The sequence below is a fragment of the Streptomyces sp. Act143 genome, from assembly GCF_003143935.1.
Taxonomy (GTDB): Bacteria; Actinomycetota; Actinomycetes; order Streptomycetales; family Streptomycetaceae; genus Streptomyces.
In genome coordinates this window covers 1,357,516-1,373,034 of sequence record NZ_QFRX01000001.1, presented here as the reverse complement: position 1 = coordinate 1,373,034, position 15,519 = coordinate 1,357,516, and the positions used below count along the sequence as shown (strand labels likewise).

At 73.1% G+C, this 15,519-nt stretch carries 11 protein-coding genes; 6 read left to right on the top strand and 5 right to left on the bottom strand.

Features of this window, described 5'->3' with window-relative positions:
* Positions 1–10: 10 nt before the first annotated feature.
* Positions 11–526: a flavoprotein gene (locus DI272_RS06005; protein WP_109494112.1), complete on the top strand. Its 516-nt coding sequence runs from the start codon at positions 11–13 to the stop codon at positions 524–526.
* 71 nt (positions 527–597) lie between these two features.
* Complete coding sequence (locus DI272_RS06000) at positions 598–1,566, top strand: aldo/keto reductase (RefSeq protein WP_109494110.1); 969 nt, start codon at positions 598–600, stop codon at positions 1,564–1,566.
* Between the two features lie 13 nt (positions 1,567–1,579).
* Here the strand turns inward: DI272_RS06000 and DI272_RS05995 are convergent, their stop codons facing one another.
* Positions 1,580–2,377, bottom strand: coding sequence for a phytanoyl-CoA dioxygenase family protein (locus tag DI272_RS05995; RefSeq protein WP_109494108.1), 798 nt, complete (start codon positions 2,375–2,377; stop codon positions 1,580–1,582).
* Between the two features lie 70 nt (positions 2,378–2,447).
* Between DI272_RS05995 and DI272_RS05990 the strand changes: the two genes are divergently transcribed.
* Together DI272_RS05990 and DI272_RS05985 are read left to right on the top strand one after the other, a co-directional pair.
* Positions 2,448–3,320: a helix-turn-helix domain-containing protein gene (locus DI272_RS05990; RefSeq protein ID WP_109494106.1), complete on the top strand. Its 873-nt coding sequence runs from the start codon at positions 2,448–2,450 to the stop codon at positions 3,318–3,320.
* 321 nt (positions 3,321–3,641) lie between these two features.
* Positions 3,642–5,540 (top strand): RICIN domain-containing protein, encoded by a 1,899-nt coding sequence (locus DI272_RS05985; protein ID WP_258314476.1) that lies wholly within the window; start codon positions 3,642–3,644, stop codon positions 5,538–5,540.
* Between the two features lie 12 nt (positions 5,541–5,552).
* Here the strand turns inward: DI272_RS05985 and DI272_RS05980 are convergent, their stop codons facing one another.
* The 3 genes from DI272_RS05980 to DI272_RS05970 all read right to left on the bottom strand — a co-directional run bounded on the left by DI272_RS05980 (position 5,553) and on the right by DI272_RS05970 (position 9,015).
* The gene (locus DI272_RS05980) at positions 5,553–6,809 is read right to left on the bottom strand and encodes an arsenic transporter (protein ID WP_109494102.1); all 1,257 of its coding nucleotides are present in this window, start codon (positions 6,807–6,809) and stop codon (positions 5,553–5,555) included.
* Between the two features lie 100 nt (positions 6,810–6,909).
* Positions 6,910–7,584 (bottom strand): DUF4232 domain-containing protein, encoded by a 675-nt coding sequence (locus DI272_RS05975; RefSeq protein ID WP_109494100.1) that lies wholly within the window; start codon positions 7,582–7,584, stop codon positions 6,910–6,912.
* A 78-nt stretch (positions 7,585–7,662) separates the two neighbouring features.
* Positions 7,663–9,015 carry a serine/threonine-protein kinase gene (locus DI272_RS05970; RefSeq protein ID WP_109494099.1) on the bottom strand — a complete coding sequence of 451 codons (1,353 nt, stop codon included), beginning with the start codon at positions 9,013–9,015 and terminating at the stop codon, positions 7,663–7,665.
* Positions 9,016–9,024: 9 nt separating this feature from the next.
* Between DI272_RS05970 and DI272_RS05965 the strand changes: the two genes are divergently transcribed.
* Positions 9,025–9,603, top strand: a complete 579-nt coding sequence (locus DI272_RS05965) for an RNA polymerase sigma factor (RefSeq protein WP_181387099.1) — start codon at positions 9,025–9,027, stop codon at positions 9,601–9,603.
* Positions 9,604–9,697: 94 nt separating this feature from the next.
* Here DI272_RS05965 and DI272_RS05960 read toward each other — a convergent pair whose 3' ends face one another.
* Positions 9,698–12,082, bottom strand: coding sequence for a SpoIIE family protein phosphatase (locus DI272_RS05960; RefSeq protein ID WP_109494096.1), 2,385 nt, complete (start codon positions 12,080–12,082; stop codon positions 9,698–9,700).
* Positions 12,083–12,367: 285 nt separating this feature from the next.
* Here DI272_RS05960 and DI272_RS05955 point away from each other — a divergent pair, with 285 nt between their 5' ends.
* Positions 12,368–15,463, top strand: a complete 3,096-nt coding sequence (locus DI272_RS05955; protein WP_109494094.1) for a glycoside hydrolase family 2 TIM barrel-domain containing protein — start codon at positions 12,368–12,370, stop codon at positions 15,461–15,463.
* Positions 15,464–15,519 lie beyond the last annotated feature (56 nt).

Below are 15,519 nucleotides of genomic sequence, written 5' to 3'. Positions count from 1 at the left end.
GGGTTTCGAGGTGACCCGACACGCCGAGAAACCCTTCCTCTACGTCATCGTCTGCGCCGCCGGTGTCGCCGCCGACGTCAGCAAACTCATCACCGCGGCCCAGGAGCGGAACTGGGAGGTCGGTGTCATCGCCACCCCCGTCGCGATGAACGGCTTCTTCGACACCGCCGCCGTCGAGGCGCAGACGGGGCGCCCGATCCGCTCCGCCTGGCGCACCCCGGCCGACCCGCGGCCCTTCCCGCCGCCGGACGCCGTCGTGGTCGCGCCCGCCACCTTCAACACGATCAACAAGTGGGCGGCCGGACTCGCCGACACGCTCGCCGTGGGCACCCTGTGCGAGGCGTCCGGCCTGGGCGTCCCCATAGCCGTACTGCCGTGCGTGGCCGACGCGTTGGCGGCCCATCCCGCCTACCGGGACAGCCTGACACGGCTGCGGGGCATGGGCGTACGGTTCGGTCCGCCGTTCACGGGGGCGGCGGGAGCGGAGTTCGGCTGGGAGCGGGCCCTGGAGCTGATCGGGCGGTGACCGGCCGATCGTCGCGGCCGGACACCGTACGCTCCCCTTTCGTAACCACTCGGAAGGCAGGAGCAGCAACGATGCAGTACGTGAAGCTCGGTTCGACCGGCCTGGACGTCTCGCGGATCTGTCTGGGGTGCATGACCTACGGCCTGCCCGACCGCGGCGTGCACGAGTGGACCCTCGACGAGGAGGCGTCCCGGCCGCTGATCCGGCAGGCGCTGGACGCGGGCATCAACTTCTTCGACACGGCCAACGTCTACTCCGACGGCACCAGCGAGGAGATCGTCGGCAAGGCGCTGCGGGACTTCGCCGACCGGGACGAGATCGTGCTGGCCACCAAGGTGCACGGCCGGATGCGGCCCGGCCCCAACGGCGGCGGTCTGTCCCGCAAGGCCATCATGACGGAGATCGACCACAGCCTGACCCGCCTCGGCACCGACTACGTCGACCTCTACCAGATCCACCGCTTCGACCCGCACACCCCGGTCGAGGAGACCATGGAGGCCCTGCACGACCTGGTCAAGGCCGGCAAGGTCCGCTACCTCGGAGCGAGTTCGATGTACGCCTGGCAGTTCTCCAAGATGCAGTACACCGCGGAACGGCACGGCTGGACCAAGTTCGTCTCCATGCAGAACCACTACAACCTCCTCTACCGCGAGGAGGAGCGCGAGATGCTCCCGCTCTGCGCCGACCAGGGCGTCAGCGCCCTGCCCTGGAGCCCGCTCGCCCGGGGCCGCCTGACCCGGGACTGGGGCACGGTCACCGACCGCAGCGCCAACGACAACTTCGGCAGCCGCCTCTACCAGGAGGGCGACCGCACCATTGTCGAGGCGGTCACCCGCATCGCCGACGACCGGGGCGTGCCCCGTGCCCGGGTGGCCTTGGCCTGGCTCCTCCAGCAGGAGACGGTGGCCGCCCCGATCGTCGGCGCGGCCCGGCCCCACCACCTCGAGGACGCCGTGGCGGCGGTCGAACTGAAGCTCAGCGACAAGGAGTTGGAGGAGCTGGAGCGCCCGTACACGGCCCGCCCCGTCGTGGGCCACTGAACCCAGGCACCGGCTAGTGCGGCCCCTGCGGTGCGAACTCCGTCCCGCAGGGCCCCGCGCCCTCGCTCTCCGGCAGGGCGACGCGCTCTCCCCGCATGGACAGCGTCCGGTAGTACGCCCCGATCCGTTCGGCGGACGCCCCCACGTAGTGCCCGATGAACGAGCGCCGGAACCGCGCCGCACTACGGTTCGGCTGCGACCCGTGCACCACGCTGCCGTTGAAGAACAGGACGTCCCCCGGCGCCATGTCGACCGGAACGGCCGACAGCCCCGCCGGCGGCGGCACGTACTCCCGGGCGAACGACACGCCCTCGTCCGCCTCCTCCGGGCAGAACAGCTCCATCCGGTGGGTGCCGGGCACGACCTCCAGCCCGCCGTTCTCCCGGTCGATCGCCTCGCACGCCACCCAGGCGGCGACACACGTGCCCGGCTCGACCCGCAGATAGAAGTTGTCCTGGTGCAGCGCCTGCCCGCGCGCGCCCGGCGGCTTGAAGTAGAACATGCTCTGCGCGGCCAGCACCTCCTCGCCGAGCAGCGTCTCCAGCACCTCCCGCAGCCGCGCGTCGAGCAGCACCTGCCGGGCGACCGCGTTGATCTCGTGCGGCTGCATCACCCGCGGCCACGCCGCCAGCGGGTCGTCGCCGGGCCGCGGCTCGAAGTGCCCGCGCACCGGTCCGGCCGCGTGCAGCGCCGCGAACTCCGCGCACAGCCGGTCGATCTCGTCCTCATCGAACAACCCGCGTACGACGATGAACCCGTCCTCCTCGAACCGCCTCACCAGGTCGACGGCTTCCCTGCCCGCCACTGTCATGCGTCCACTCCTCGGTCGGTGTTCGTGCCGCATGTCACGCTAGGCAGGACGCGACTTCGAGAGGATGCCCATGACCGCTGACGGACTGCCCGGGACTGCTGCTCCGGGCGTTCCCGCACCGCCCCCGGGCCTGGTCGTGCTGGGCCGCTACGACGAGTCGCCGGGCTACTTCGTCAACCGTCCGCAGGGGCCGGACAGTTGGCTGTTCACCTGGACCACGGGCGGCAGCGGGCACCTGCGCCACGGGTCGGCCGTGGCCCGGGCCGGGACCGGGGACCTCGTCGCCCTCGCCCCCGGCTCCCCGCACGGCTACGGCGTCGAACCGGGCGCCGGGCACTGGCGGTTCTGGTGGGTGCACTGCCAGGCCCGGCCCACCTGGCTGCCCTGGCTGCGCCCGTACGACCGCGGCGACGGCCTGTACGTCGTCACCCCCACCCCGACCGCACTGCACGGGCGCGTCGAGGCCGCCTTCCACCGCATGCACGACTCCCCGGACGACCGCATCGCCGTCGCGCACGACACCGCCGCCCGTGAACTCGCCCTGTGCGCCCTGGAGGAGGTCGTCCTGCTCACCGCCACCGGCGCCCGTCGACGGTCCCCGATCCCCGGCCTCGACCCCCGCATCGCCCGCGTCCAGGAGCTCATCGCCGCCGACCCCGGCGCACCCCACACCGTCGATTCACTCGCCGCGCACGTCTCGCTGTCCCCCTCCCGGCTGACGCACCTGTTCACCCGGCAGGTCGGCCGGTCACCGATGCGGGCCCTGCGCGAGGCGCGGCTGCGGCACGCCGCACGGCTGCTGGAGGTCACCGATCTGTCCGTGGAACGGGTGGCTCTGGCCTCGGGTTTCGCGAGTCCGTTCCATTTCCACCGCGTCTTCCGTGAGCGATTCGGTATGCCGCCGGGCGTGTACCGGTCCGGCGGCCCAATGGTTGGTGCGTGACGCGCGTCGACCCGTCGGACGGTCGGTGGAGTGGCGATTCAATGGTTTGCCGCAGGAAAGTCATTCACTAACACTCCCGGTATTGACCCGATGTCAAATACACCTGCTGTGCGCACGCATTGCACAGAACCGCGAGATCCCTTGTTACGCCTCGATGACCTGTGCAAAGGTGGGGCCTTGCCGGCGCATGGACAAGGTCATTCCGGTTCGTGCGCGACCCCCCTCCCGTACGCCCCCCACGCTTCACAAGAGCTGTCGTCGGCGGGACCGCATACCCATTGGTATGGACTTTATCGCTGTGCCCCCGAGAGGAATGCCGCCGTGAAAGACGCAGGCCTGCCGAATTCCCCCGCCTCGGCCCGCCTCTTCGACGTGACGGACGCACAACTCAGCGCGGAGCTGAAGAAGTGGACGGGAACGGCACCCGCCCTCCATCCCGTCGGCGAACTCCTCGACCGGCACTGGGAAGCGGCCTTCGCCTACGCCCGGCTGTGCACCGACGGACCGCGTTCCGCGGGAATGCTCACCACCGCCGCGTTCACCCGGCTCTTCGGCGAATCCCTGCGGCACAACGGACCGACGGCCGCCTGGCGCCCGCAGATCCTCGTCACCGTGCGGCGGATCGCCGCCGAGTGGGACACCGACCGCCGGCGTGAACAGCTCCACCCCGAACTGCGCTCCGGGACGGGCGACGGCGAGCGGGCCGCGGCCCGGCTGCTGCCGCCGGCCGACCGGCGGCTGCTGTCCGGCGCGTTCCAGCGGCTGCCCCAGTCCGCCCGCGCACTGCTGTGGCACAGCGAGGCCGAGGCCGAGCCGCTGGAGATACCGGGCGCCCTGCTGGGCCTGGAAACGGAGGACGTCCCGGTCGAACTGGGCCGGGCCCGCGAGCGGTTGCGCGAGGAGTGCCTCCAGGTCCACCGCGAACTCGCGCCCGAGCAGGAGTGCCGCAGCTTCCTGCGGATGCTGGACGTCACGTACCGGCGCGGCGGCATCGCCGTCGACCCCGACCTGCGGGCCCACCTGGACCGCTGCGCGCACTGCCGGCACACCGCCGACCAGCTGAACCAGTTCAACGACCAGGGCCTCGGCGTCGCCCTGGCCGAGGCGGTCCTCGGCTGGGGCGGACGCGCCTACGCGGAGATCCGGGCCGCGCAGGAGGTGGCGCGGACACCGGCGGCGGCCGAGGAATCCGGCGTCCCCACCCTCGCGGGCGAGCCCTTCTTCGACGCGCCGCCCGTGCCCCGCACCGCGCCCTCCGTCCCCGGCGCCCCGGTCGCCGACGCGGCCCCCGCACCGGGGCGAAGAACCCGCAGACGCCACTCGGCGAAGAAGGCCGCGGCCCGCCGCCGCAACCTCTCCGCGGCCGTCGCGACCGCGAGCGCCCTCGTCGTCCTCCCGCTGGTCCTGTGGTCCGTCGGCGACGGCGACGACACCGCCCCCGCAGCGGGCCCCCGGGCCTCCGACACGCCCGGCACCGGCACGGACCGCTCCACCACCGACCCGGCCTGGGTCGGCGCCGGGGAGAAGGGGCAGGGCCCCCTGAGCGGGCGCATCCACAACGTCGACTCCGGGCTCTGTGTCGCCGTCGTCGGCGAGAAGGCCGTCAAGGGCGCCGAGACCGAGGTCACCGACTGTTCCTCGGACGCCGCACAGCAGTGGACGTACGAGACCGACGGACTGCTGCGCAGCGCCGCCGACCCCGAGCTCTGCCTCGACTCGCACCTCGGCTACTCGGTGCAGCTGGCCCCGTGCACCGGCACCGCGAAGACCGGGACCCGCAACGTCCGGTACGACTTCACCCGGCGCGGCAACCTGGTGCCGCGCTCGGACCAGGACCTGGCCCTGACCCCCGCCGCCACCGACGGCACCGGCGCCCTGGTCCTGAAGTCCCGCGCGGACGACACCGCCGTCCAGCGCTGGGTGTTCGACACCTCCAAGGCCGACCTCCAGATGGAGTGGGTCAACTGGGGCGCGATGGCCGAGTCCACTCGGAGGCCCGCACCGACCCCCACGCCCACGCCGGAGAAGGCGAGCCCCGCACCGACGCCGTCCCCGGCCCCGTCGACCGCCGCACCGGCCCCCAGCAGCGCGTACCCGAGCGACGCGCCCTGCTACTCCTACGGAAACACCTGCTCCTGGGACGGCCAGTACGGCTCCGGGTACGGCGGCGGATATGGCGGATACGGGGGCTACGGCGGTCACGGCGGCGGTCGGCGCTGACCTGGCCGGGGCTCAGATCCCGAGCAACTGGATCGATCCCCACAGGGCCAGCGTGGCCGGCACCAGCGCCGCCGGGACGGCGAGCAGGCCGAGGCGGGTGAACTCGCCGAGCTCGACGTCCTGCCCGGCGCGCTGCACGATCCGCCGCCACAGCAGCGTCGCCAGCGAACCGGCGTACGTGAGGTTCGGGCCGATGTTGACGCCGATCAGCACCGCGAGCACGGCGCCCGGCCCGGCCGCGGCGGTGAGCGGCAGCAGGACCAGCACCGCGGGCAGATTGTTGATCAGGTTGGCCAGCACGGCGGCCAGTACGGCGATCCCGAGCAGGGCCACCGCACCGGACCCCGCGGGCAGCACGCGGTCGAGGGCGTCGGCGAGCCCGTTGTCGACGACCGCGCGCACCACCACGCCCAGCGCGAGCACGAACGCCAGGAACCCCGGAGCGGCGGCCCGCACCACGGTGAGCGGCGTGGCCCGGCGCCGCGCGAGCGCCCGCCCGGCCAGCACCAGCGCACCCGCCAGCGCCACCCACGCCGGCTCGATCCCGACGGCGGACGCCACCACGAACCCGGCCAGGGTGCAGCCGACGGTGACGAGCGCGAACACCGGCAGCTCGGGCGCCTCGCCGGAGTCGGGGGCGGTGACGGCGGCCTGGAGGTCGTCCGCGAAGAAGCGCCGGAACACCAGGAACTCGGCGCCGATCGCGACCAGCCACGGCAGCGCCATGAGCGCCGCGAACCGGGTGAAGCTCAGTCCGCTCGCCTCGAACGCCAGCAGGTTGGTCAGGTTGGACACCGGCAGCAGCAGCGACGCGGTGTTCGACAGATGCGCGCAGGCGTACAGGTGCGGCCGGGCCCGTACGCCGCCGCGGGCGGCGGTGGCCAGCACGACCGGCGTGAGCAGCACCACCGTGGCGTCCAGGCTGAGGACCGCCGTGATCGCCGAGGCGAGCCCGAACACCGACGTCAGCAGGGCGCCGGGACGGCCCGCGGCCCGGCGGGACATCCAGGCGCCGCAGGCCCGGAAGAGCCCCTCGACGTCACAGAAGTGGGCGAGCACCAGCACCGCGGCGAGGAAGCCGACGACCGGTCCGAGCCGTTCTGCCTCGGACCACGCGTGGTCCGGCGAGATCGCTCCGGTGGCGATCGCGAGCCCGGCCGCGGGGACCGCCAGCACCGCCTCCGGCAGCCCGCGCGGACGGATCACGGCCCAGGCGAGTACGGCGACGAGCAGGGATATGGAAAGGACTTCGGCGAGCGGGGTGTTCAGGGAGGGTTCCTTCGGAGCGCGGGCGGGCCGTACCCGCGCATGAGAACAGGCGCGGGTAAGAGACCGTGCTGCTATGCGGGGCGCCCGCCGCGGTGCCCGGTCAGCTGCCGGGGCCCTGGTCGAACGCCGTCAGGAACACCGTGGACTCGTTGCCCGACACCGGCACCTCTCCCGCCGACCACGACACCTTCAGCGGGTCCCGCTCGTCCGGGGGCGTCACCAGCAGGGCATCGGGAACGGCGGCGCGGGCGCCGCTGATCTTCGGGTTGGCGAACGTGATCCCCGACCAGACGTTCTGCCCCGGTGCCAGGCGTACGGTCGGCGGCGTGCCGGGGGAGCGTTCGGGGTCCCGTCCCAGCTGCTTGCCGGCGGCGTCGACGAAGGCGGCGCCCGGGTAGCCGTGGATCGTGCAGGTGCGCGAGGAGGTGTTCGTCAGGATCACGGGGAAGTTCTCCTGTCCGGCGCCCGGGTCGTTGCGCCCGAGCACGGCCTCCAGTTCGGAGGTGTGGCAGCGGCTGCCGGCGGCCGGGCTCGCGGTGGGCGAGGGGGTGTGCGCGGGGGTGGACGTGGTCGGGCCGGCGCTGGGCGGCACCGAGGGCGTCGCCGACGTCACGCCGCTGGTGGCCGGTGCGGCCGTGCCCGGCAGCGTCGAGGGCGACGTCGCGGAGTTCCCACCGCCACCGCCACCGCCGCCGCAGGCGGTCAGCAGGCTCAGCACGGCGGCGGCGCCCGCGAGCAGGGCCGCCCGGTGCCCGGACCGGTACGTGTTCGCCATGTCTTCTCACTCCTCGTACGGCGCGTTGTGCCCCGTCATGAGAGTCCGATGCGCGGACGGCCGGAAAAGTTCGCGCGCTCAGCCGGCGATCCGCACCGAGCGGAGGACGCCCTCCGCCGCCGCGCTGTCGCCGCCAGTCCTGATCTGCACGTAGACCTGCGGCTGCCCGCCGCCGTCCGGTGGCGTGAGCCCGGCCTCGACGACGGAGCCGCCGCCCGGGCAGTCGCTCCAGGTGCGGACCCTGCCGTACCAGCGTTCCAGTGTGTGGTCACGGGCGCCGTCGTAGTGGCACCCGGGATGGGCGAGGGCGTTCACCACGGCCGTGACGTCCCCGTGGGCGAGCACGCCGACGAACACCCCGTTGACGTCGGCGTCGAGGTCCTGCCACTTCGCAAGGTCGTCCGCCACGGCGAACCCCGGCCGGTGGCCGGCCCGCAGGCCGAGGACCGCCGGGTTCCACCCCGAGTTCCGCACCTGACCGGCCCAGGCGGCGGGGACGTCGGCCGCCACGTGCCCGGTCACGTCCTCGATCCGCCGCTCGGCGGGCGCGGCACCGTCCGGCCACAGCACCCAGGCCGTGCCGGTCATGGCCACCGCCGCGAGCGCGGCGGCGAGGAGCGCGCCCCGTCGCCGCGGCCGGGGCTGCGCCGTCAGCCGTCCCAGCTCCGCCGCGAACGCCCGTGCGTCGGGCCAGCGCCGCGCCCGGTCCGGGCGCAGGGCGCGCAGCAGGGCCCGCCGGACGCCGGGGGCCAGGCCCGGACGCAGCCGGTCGGGCCGGACGACCTTGCCGGGTGCGCCCGGGACCACCCCGGTGATCAGGTGGTAGCCCACCGCGCCCAGGCTGTAGACGTCGGCGCGCGCGTCGATGCCGGTGCCCGGCTCGGCCTGTTCGGGCGGCCGGTATCCCGCCGAACCCGCGGCCTGCGTCAGACCGGACGCCTCGGCCAGGATCTTGGCCAGCCCCAGGTCGGCGAGCAGCACCTGCGGGGTGCCGTCCGGGCCGGTGCGCAGCAGGAGGTTGGACGGCTTGATGTCCCGGTGCACGATCCCGGCCTCGTGCAGGGCGGCCGCCCCGAGCGCCGCCGACGCCGTCAGCCGCAGTGCCTCCGCGACGGGGAGCGGGCCGTCGTCGAGCAGCTCGGCGAGGGTGCCGCCGTCGGCGTACTCCATCACGAAGTACGGTCTGCCGTCGGGGAGTTCACCGATGTCGTGGACCTGCACCACCCGCCGCGAGGCCGCCCGGCGCAGCAACCGCGCCTCGGAGAGGAAGCGTTCGCGGATGTCGAGGCGGTGGGACCAGTTGTCGGCGAGCACCTTGACGGCCACCGGTGCGTCGAGCGTGTCGTCGTGCGCGAGCCACACCGTCCCGAACGCGCCTGTCCCCAGGCGCCGTTCGATCCGGTAGCGGCCGATCCGCTCGACGGAGTGCATACGACTATCATGCCTGCCGCACCGACCGCACCGAGGGGAGCAGCCGTGCCGGACCCGTCGCCGACCGAGGAGCTCGCCCGGCGTGCGGCCGGCGGTGACCGGGCGGCGCTCGACGGACTGCTGGCGGCGATCCGGCCCGAGGTGGTCCGGCGCTGCGGGCGGTTCCTGCCCTGCCGTGAGGACGCGGAGGACGCGGCCCAGGACGTCCTGCTCCAAGTCGCCCGGGGGATCGGCACGTTCGAGGGGCGCAGCCGCTTCAGCACCTGGCTGTACACGGTGGTGGCCAACTGCGCCCGGCAGAAGTACCGGGAACTGAAACGCCGTTCGGCCGAACAGCCGGTCCCGGCCGACGCCGCGCAGCAGGCCGACCCGCGCACCACCAGTGTCATCGCCGGCTCCCGCATCGATCTGCTGGAGGCCCTGGACCGGCTGGAGCGGGAGCATCCGCACCTCGTCGCGCCGCTCGTCTACCGCGACATCTGCCAACTCGGGTACGCCGAGGCCGCCGAGCGGGCCGGTATCCCGCTCGGCACGCTCAAGTCACGGCTGCACGAGGCACGTCGCCAGGTACGGCCGTGGCTGTCCTGAGCCTTGGCTGTCCTGGGCGTTGGCTGTCCTGGGCGTTGGCTGTCCGGAGCCTTGGCTCTCCCGGGCCCGGCCCAGGCTCCTTCGGGCCCGCGGGTCAGACGTCCTCCTCGAGCAGTCCGATCTCCGCCCAGATCGTCTTGCCGTCGGCCGTGTGCCGGCTGCCCCAGCGCTGGGTGAGCTGGGCGACCAGCAGCAGACCGCGGCCTCCTTCGTCCCAGGTCTTGGCGCGGCGCAGATGCGGTGCCGTGTGGCTGGTGTCGGACACCTCGCAGATCAGCGTGGTCTCGTCGTGGATCAGCCGCAGCCGGATGGGGTGGGCGCCGTACCGGATGGCGTTGGTGACCAGCTCGCTCACCACCAGTTCCGCGGTGAACGACGCCTCCGACAGGCCCCAGGCGCCCAGCTGGTCGACGACCTGCTTGCGGATGGGGGCGACGAGGGAGGGGTCGGCGGGGATGTGCCAGGTCGCCACCTGGGAGGCGGGCAGCCCCCGGGTGCGGGCCAGCAGCAGGGCCACGTCGTCGGTGGAGCCGCCGACCGGCAGGAGGGTGTGCAGCACCCGGTCGCAGGTCTCCTCCAGCGAGTCGGAGAACGCCGCCAGCGCCTCGCTCAGCAGCGCGTGCCCGGCGTCGACCTCGCGCTCCGCGGACTCGATCAGCCCGTCCGTGTAGAACGCCAGCACCGAGCCCTCGCGCAGCTCCAGCTCCGTCGACTCGAACGGCAGCCCGCCCACGCCCAGCGGCGGTCCGGACGGCAGGTCGATCCGCTCGGGCGCGCCGCCCGGCGGGACCAGCACCGGCGTCGGATGCCCGGCCCGGGCCAGGGTGCAGCGCCGGGACACCGGGTCGTACACCGCGTACACACAGGTCGCCCCGACCTCGCCCGGACGCCCCTCGGCACCGGCCTCCGCGGACAGCCGTACGACGAGGTCGTCGAGGTGGGTGAGGAGCTCGTCCGGGGCCAGGTCGATGTCGGCGAGGGTGCGTACGGCGGTGCGCAGCCGGCCCATGGTGGCCGAGGCCTGGATGCCGTGGCCGACGACGTCCCCGACGACCATCGCGACCCGCATCCCGGACAGCGGGATGACGTCGAACCAGTCGCCGCCCACCCCGGCCCGCGCGGCCGGCAGATACCGCGAGGCGGCCGTCACGGCCGCGGTGCGCGGCAGTGAGCGGGGCAGCAGGCTGCGCTGGAGCGCGAGCGCGGTCTCCCGCTCGCGGGAGAAGCGCCGGGCGTTGTCGATGCAGACGGCCGCCCGGGCCGTCACCTCCTCGGCCAGCAGCACGTCGTCCGGCGTGAACGGATCGGGCCGCCGGAACCGGCTCAGCACCGCGACCCCGAGGGTCAGACCGCGGGCCTGGATCGGCACCGACATCGTGGAGTGGATGCCGAACTCCCGGACGACCTCACCGCGCGCCCGGTTCCAGGTCAGCCACTCGTCCAGCTGCCCGGAGGCCACGGTGGCGACGATCGTACGGCCCGCCACCAGCGAGTCCGCCTGCGGGGAGGAGGCGGGATACACCTCGACCTGCCCCGGCTTGGCCACCGCCTCCGGGGTGCCCGGGTTGACCGACTGGTGCGCGGCCCGGCGCAGCCCGATGGGGGCGGTGACCGGCGGGTGCGGATCGCCGTCGTCCTGCGGGTCCAGCAGGTCGACGCTGACGAAGTCGGCGAGCGCGGGCACGCAGACGTCCGCGAGCTCCTGGGCCGTCCGGGTGACGTCGAGGGTGCTGCCGATGCGGACGCTCGCCTCGTTGACCAGTTGCAGCCGCTCCCGGGCGAGGTAGTTCTCGGTGAAGTCGTGCGCCGCCAGGCACACGCCCCGCACCCGTCCCTGGGCGTCGGTCACCGGGGCCATCCGGGCCAGCCAGGCGTGCGCCAGCGGCTCGCCGCCGGTGCGCATGTACGTCTGGACGTCCTCGGCCCGGCCGGAGGCGAGCACCCGCAGCAGATGCCCCTCCAGCTCCGCGCTCTGCGGCTTGCCGCCGATCTCCGACAGCCGCAGGCCCCGGATGCGCTCCTCGGGCAGCCCTATCACCTCGGACATGGCGTCGTTGAGGCGGACCAGACGCAGCCGCTCGTCGTAGACCGCGACGGCGCACGGAGACTGCACGAGCGCCGCGGTGGCGAGCGGGTCGTCGGCGGAGCGGGGTGCGTCACCCTCCAGCGGGGTGACGACGAGCCAGTCGCCCGGTGTGCCGCCGTCGGCGGGGCGGTGGTGGGCGAGCAGCCATACGGAGACGGTGCCGCCGTCGCGGTGGCGGAGCGTGACGGTGCCGTCCCAGCGCGGCCCGGTCGCGTCGAGGGGCACGCGCGTACCGGTGCCCACCAGCAGGTTCTCGGCGCAGCTGCCCACGACGTCGGCGGCCCGGTGGCCGAGCAGCCGCTCCGCGCCGCCGTTCCACTCCACGACCCTGCCCCGGTCGTCGATGACAGCCCGTGCCGTCGCGGCATCGTCGAACGGGTAGTCCGGGCTCATCGTCGCCACTCCATTGCGCACACTCACAGTGAACAGGCGCGTCACTTGAGTTCCAGCCTAGTGCGTCCGGCCCGAGCGCGGACGGGAACCCCCTCAGGCGCCCCGCGGCCGGAGCATCCCGGGTCAAGGGGGAAATCCGGCCGATGTGGCCGGTGGGACGCCCCCGTGTCTCCGTACCCTTGACGGTCCTGTGTGGCGGCACGTCAGAATCTGTGTGTTCACGATCAGTTGTGAGTACTTCTGGGCCTTGATGAGAGAGAGCCGGATGAAGGAGAGCCGCACGTCATGACGGTCACTCGCAGATCTGTTCTGATCGCCTCCGCCGCCGCGCCCGCGGCCGGAGCCCTGCCCGGCACCCCGGTGGCCCGCGCCGCCGAGGTGGTGGGCGGCGCCGCGGGCCGCAGCACGGTCGCCCTGCGCGACGGATGGCGCTTCGCCCTGGTCGATCCGGGCGGCATCACCGACCCGACCGGCGCCTATGCCGACGCCGCCGACCCCGCCCACGACGACTCGACGTGGCGCGAGGTCGCCGTCCCGCACGACTGGAGTATCGAACTCTCCCCGACCACCCAGAACGGCACCACCAGCGGCACCGGCTTCTTCCCCGGCGGCCTCGGCTGGTACCGCCTGGCCTTCACCCTGCCGCCCGTCTGCGCCGGCAAGCGGATCTCGGTGGAGTTCGACGGCGTCTACATGGACTCGTACGTCTACTGCAACGGCACCGAGGTCGGCCGCCACCCCTACGGCTACACCGGCTTCGCGTTCGACCTCACCGAACTGCTGCACACCGACGGCACCACCGAGAACGTCATCGCCGTCAAGGTGCAGAACCGTCTGCCCAGCAGCCGCTGGTACTCGGGCAGCGGCATCTACCGCGAGGCCCGCCTGGTCGTCACCGAGCCGGTGCACGTGGAGCGCTGGGGCACGTACGTCACGACCCCCGACGTGACCGAGGAGCGGGCGGTCGTCCGGGTGCGGACCTCCGTGGTGAACGCGTCCGGCGCCGCGCACCAGGTCGAGATCCGCTCGACGGTGAAGGACGCCAGGGGCCGGACGGTCGCTCGCACCGCGTCCACGGCCGGCGTCGGCGACAATGCGGCCGAGGTCCATGAGCTCACCGTCCCCGAACCGAGGTTGTGGGACTTCGCCGACCCGCACCGCTACACCCTGCTGACCGAACTGCGCGTCGGCGGGCGGACCGTCGACACCTACCGCACGCCCTTCGGCATCCGCACCGTCCGCATCGACCCCGACGAGGGTTTCCATCTCAACGGCGTCCACGCCAAGTTCAAGGGCGTCGACCTGCACCACGACCTCGGTGCCCTGGGTGCGGCCGTGCACGTCGACGCGATCCGACGGCAGATGGCCATCATGAAGTCGATGGGCGTCAACGCCCTCCGCACCTCCCACAATCCGCCCTCGCCGGAGATGATCCGGGTCTGCGAGGAGCTCGGGATCGTGATGATGGTGGAGGCCTTCGACTGCTGGCGCAGTCCCAAGAACCGCTACGACTACGGCCGGTTCTTCGACGAGTGGTCCGACCGGGACATCGCGGAGATGGTGCTGGCCGCCCGGAACTCACCCGCCGTGATCATGTGGTCGATCGGCAACGAGATACCCGACGTCGCCTCCACCGCCGGTCTCACCATCGCCGACCGGCTCATCGCCGGCGTCAAGGCGCACGACGACACCCGCCCCGTCGTCATCGGCTCCGACCGGCACCGCAGCCTGCCCGCCCCCGGCACCCCGGCCGACCTGATCCTCGCCAAACTGGACGGCCTCGGCCTCAACTACAACACCGCCAAGTCGGTGGACGCCCTGCACGCCCGCTACCCGCACCTGTTCCTGTTCGAGTCCGAGTCGTCCTCCGAGACCTCGACCCGCGGCACCTACCAGGAGCCGGAGCACCTCAACACCGGCGAGAACCACACCCCCGGCAAGCGGGCCGTCTCCTCCTACGACAACAACCTCGCCTCCTGGACCATGAGCGGCGAGTACGGCCACAAGAAGGACCGCGACCGGAAGTGGTTCACGGGCCAGTTCCTGTGGTCCGGCATCGACTACATCGGCGAGCCCACGCCGTACGACGTCTTCCCCGTGAAGGCGTCCTTCTTCGGCGCGGTCGACACGGCCGGCTTCCCGAAGGACATGTACCACCTCTTCCGGAGCCAGTGGACCAGCGAACCGATGGTCCATCTGCTGCCGATGACCTGGAACCACGAGGAGGGCGACACGGTGGAGGTGTGGGCGTACTCCAACGTCGGCACCGTGGAGCTGTACCTCAACGGAAAATCCCTGGGGACACGGACGTTCGACACGAAGAGAACCGTCGACGGCCGCACCTACCTGGAGACCACCGAGGCGACCGGCGACGACAAGACCTTCACCGACGGCCCCTACCCCGGCAGCTACACCAGCCCGAACGGCAGCGCGGGCAAGCTCCATCTGACGTGGAGAGTGCCGTACCGGCCGGGCGAGTTGAAGGCGGTGGCCCGGCGGCACGGCAGGACCGTCGCCACCGACGTGCTGCGCACCGCGGGTGAGGCGCACGCCGTGCGGCTCACCGCCGACCGCAAGTCCCTGGCCGCGGACGGTCGTTCGCTGGCATTCGTGACCGCGGAGATCGTCGACGCCCGCGGAGTGGTGGTGCCGGACGCCGAGGACCTGATCTCCTTCGAGGTGCGGGGCGGCTCCCTCGCCGGGCTCGACAACGGCCGCGAGGAGAGCGCCGAGCGGTACCAGGCCGCCACTCGCACCGCCTTCCACGGCAAGGCCCTCGCCATCGTGCGCTCGGGCACCGCGCCGGGCGCGCTGGAGGTGACCGCCCGGGCCGAAGGACTGCGCCCGGACACCGCGGCCCTGCGCACCACACCCGCCCGCTCGGCCGCGACCACCCCGCCGGCCGACCTCCGGCCGGACCACCCGGCACCGCCGAACCACCCCCACCCGGACGCCAGTTACTCCGGCCGCCCGGACACCCTGCCCGCCGCGATGCTCGACGGCGACCCGGCCACCGGCTGGTCCAACGCCTTCCGCAAGGCCGCCACCGCCCTGCTGCCCGCGTTCGACGGGGCCAGGGCCGAGGACTGGGTCTCCGTCGACTTCGGGCGGATCCGGACCTTCGACCGTGCGGAGGTCTCGTTCACCGTGAGCGCCACCCACAGCCTGCCCGCCGCCGTCGAGCCGGCGGTCTGGGACGGCGGGCGCTGGGTGCCGGTGGACGGGGTGGCGGTCGAGTGGGCCGCCGAGTCGGACGCGCCGACGGTGGTCACCTTCGACGCGATCGCCGGGTCCCGGCTGCGGCTCACCCTGACCAGTGCTCACCCCGGTGAGGCCCGGGGCGCGGTCCGGATCAGCAAGCTGGAGGTGCCGGCCGCCTGACCCGTTCTCCGGCGCGGTCCGGACGGAATCCGATCGATCAGTCCCGTCCGGACCGT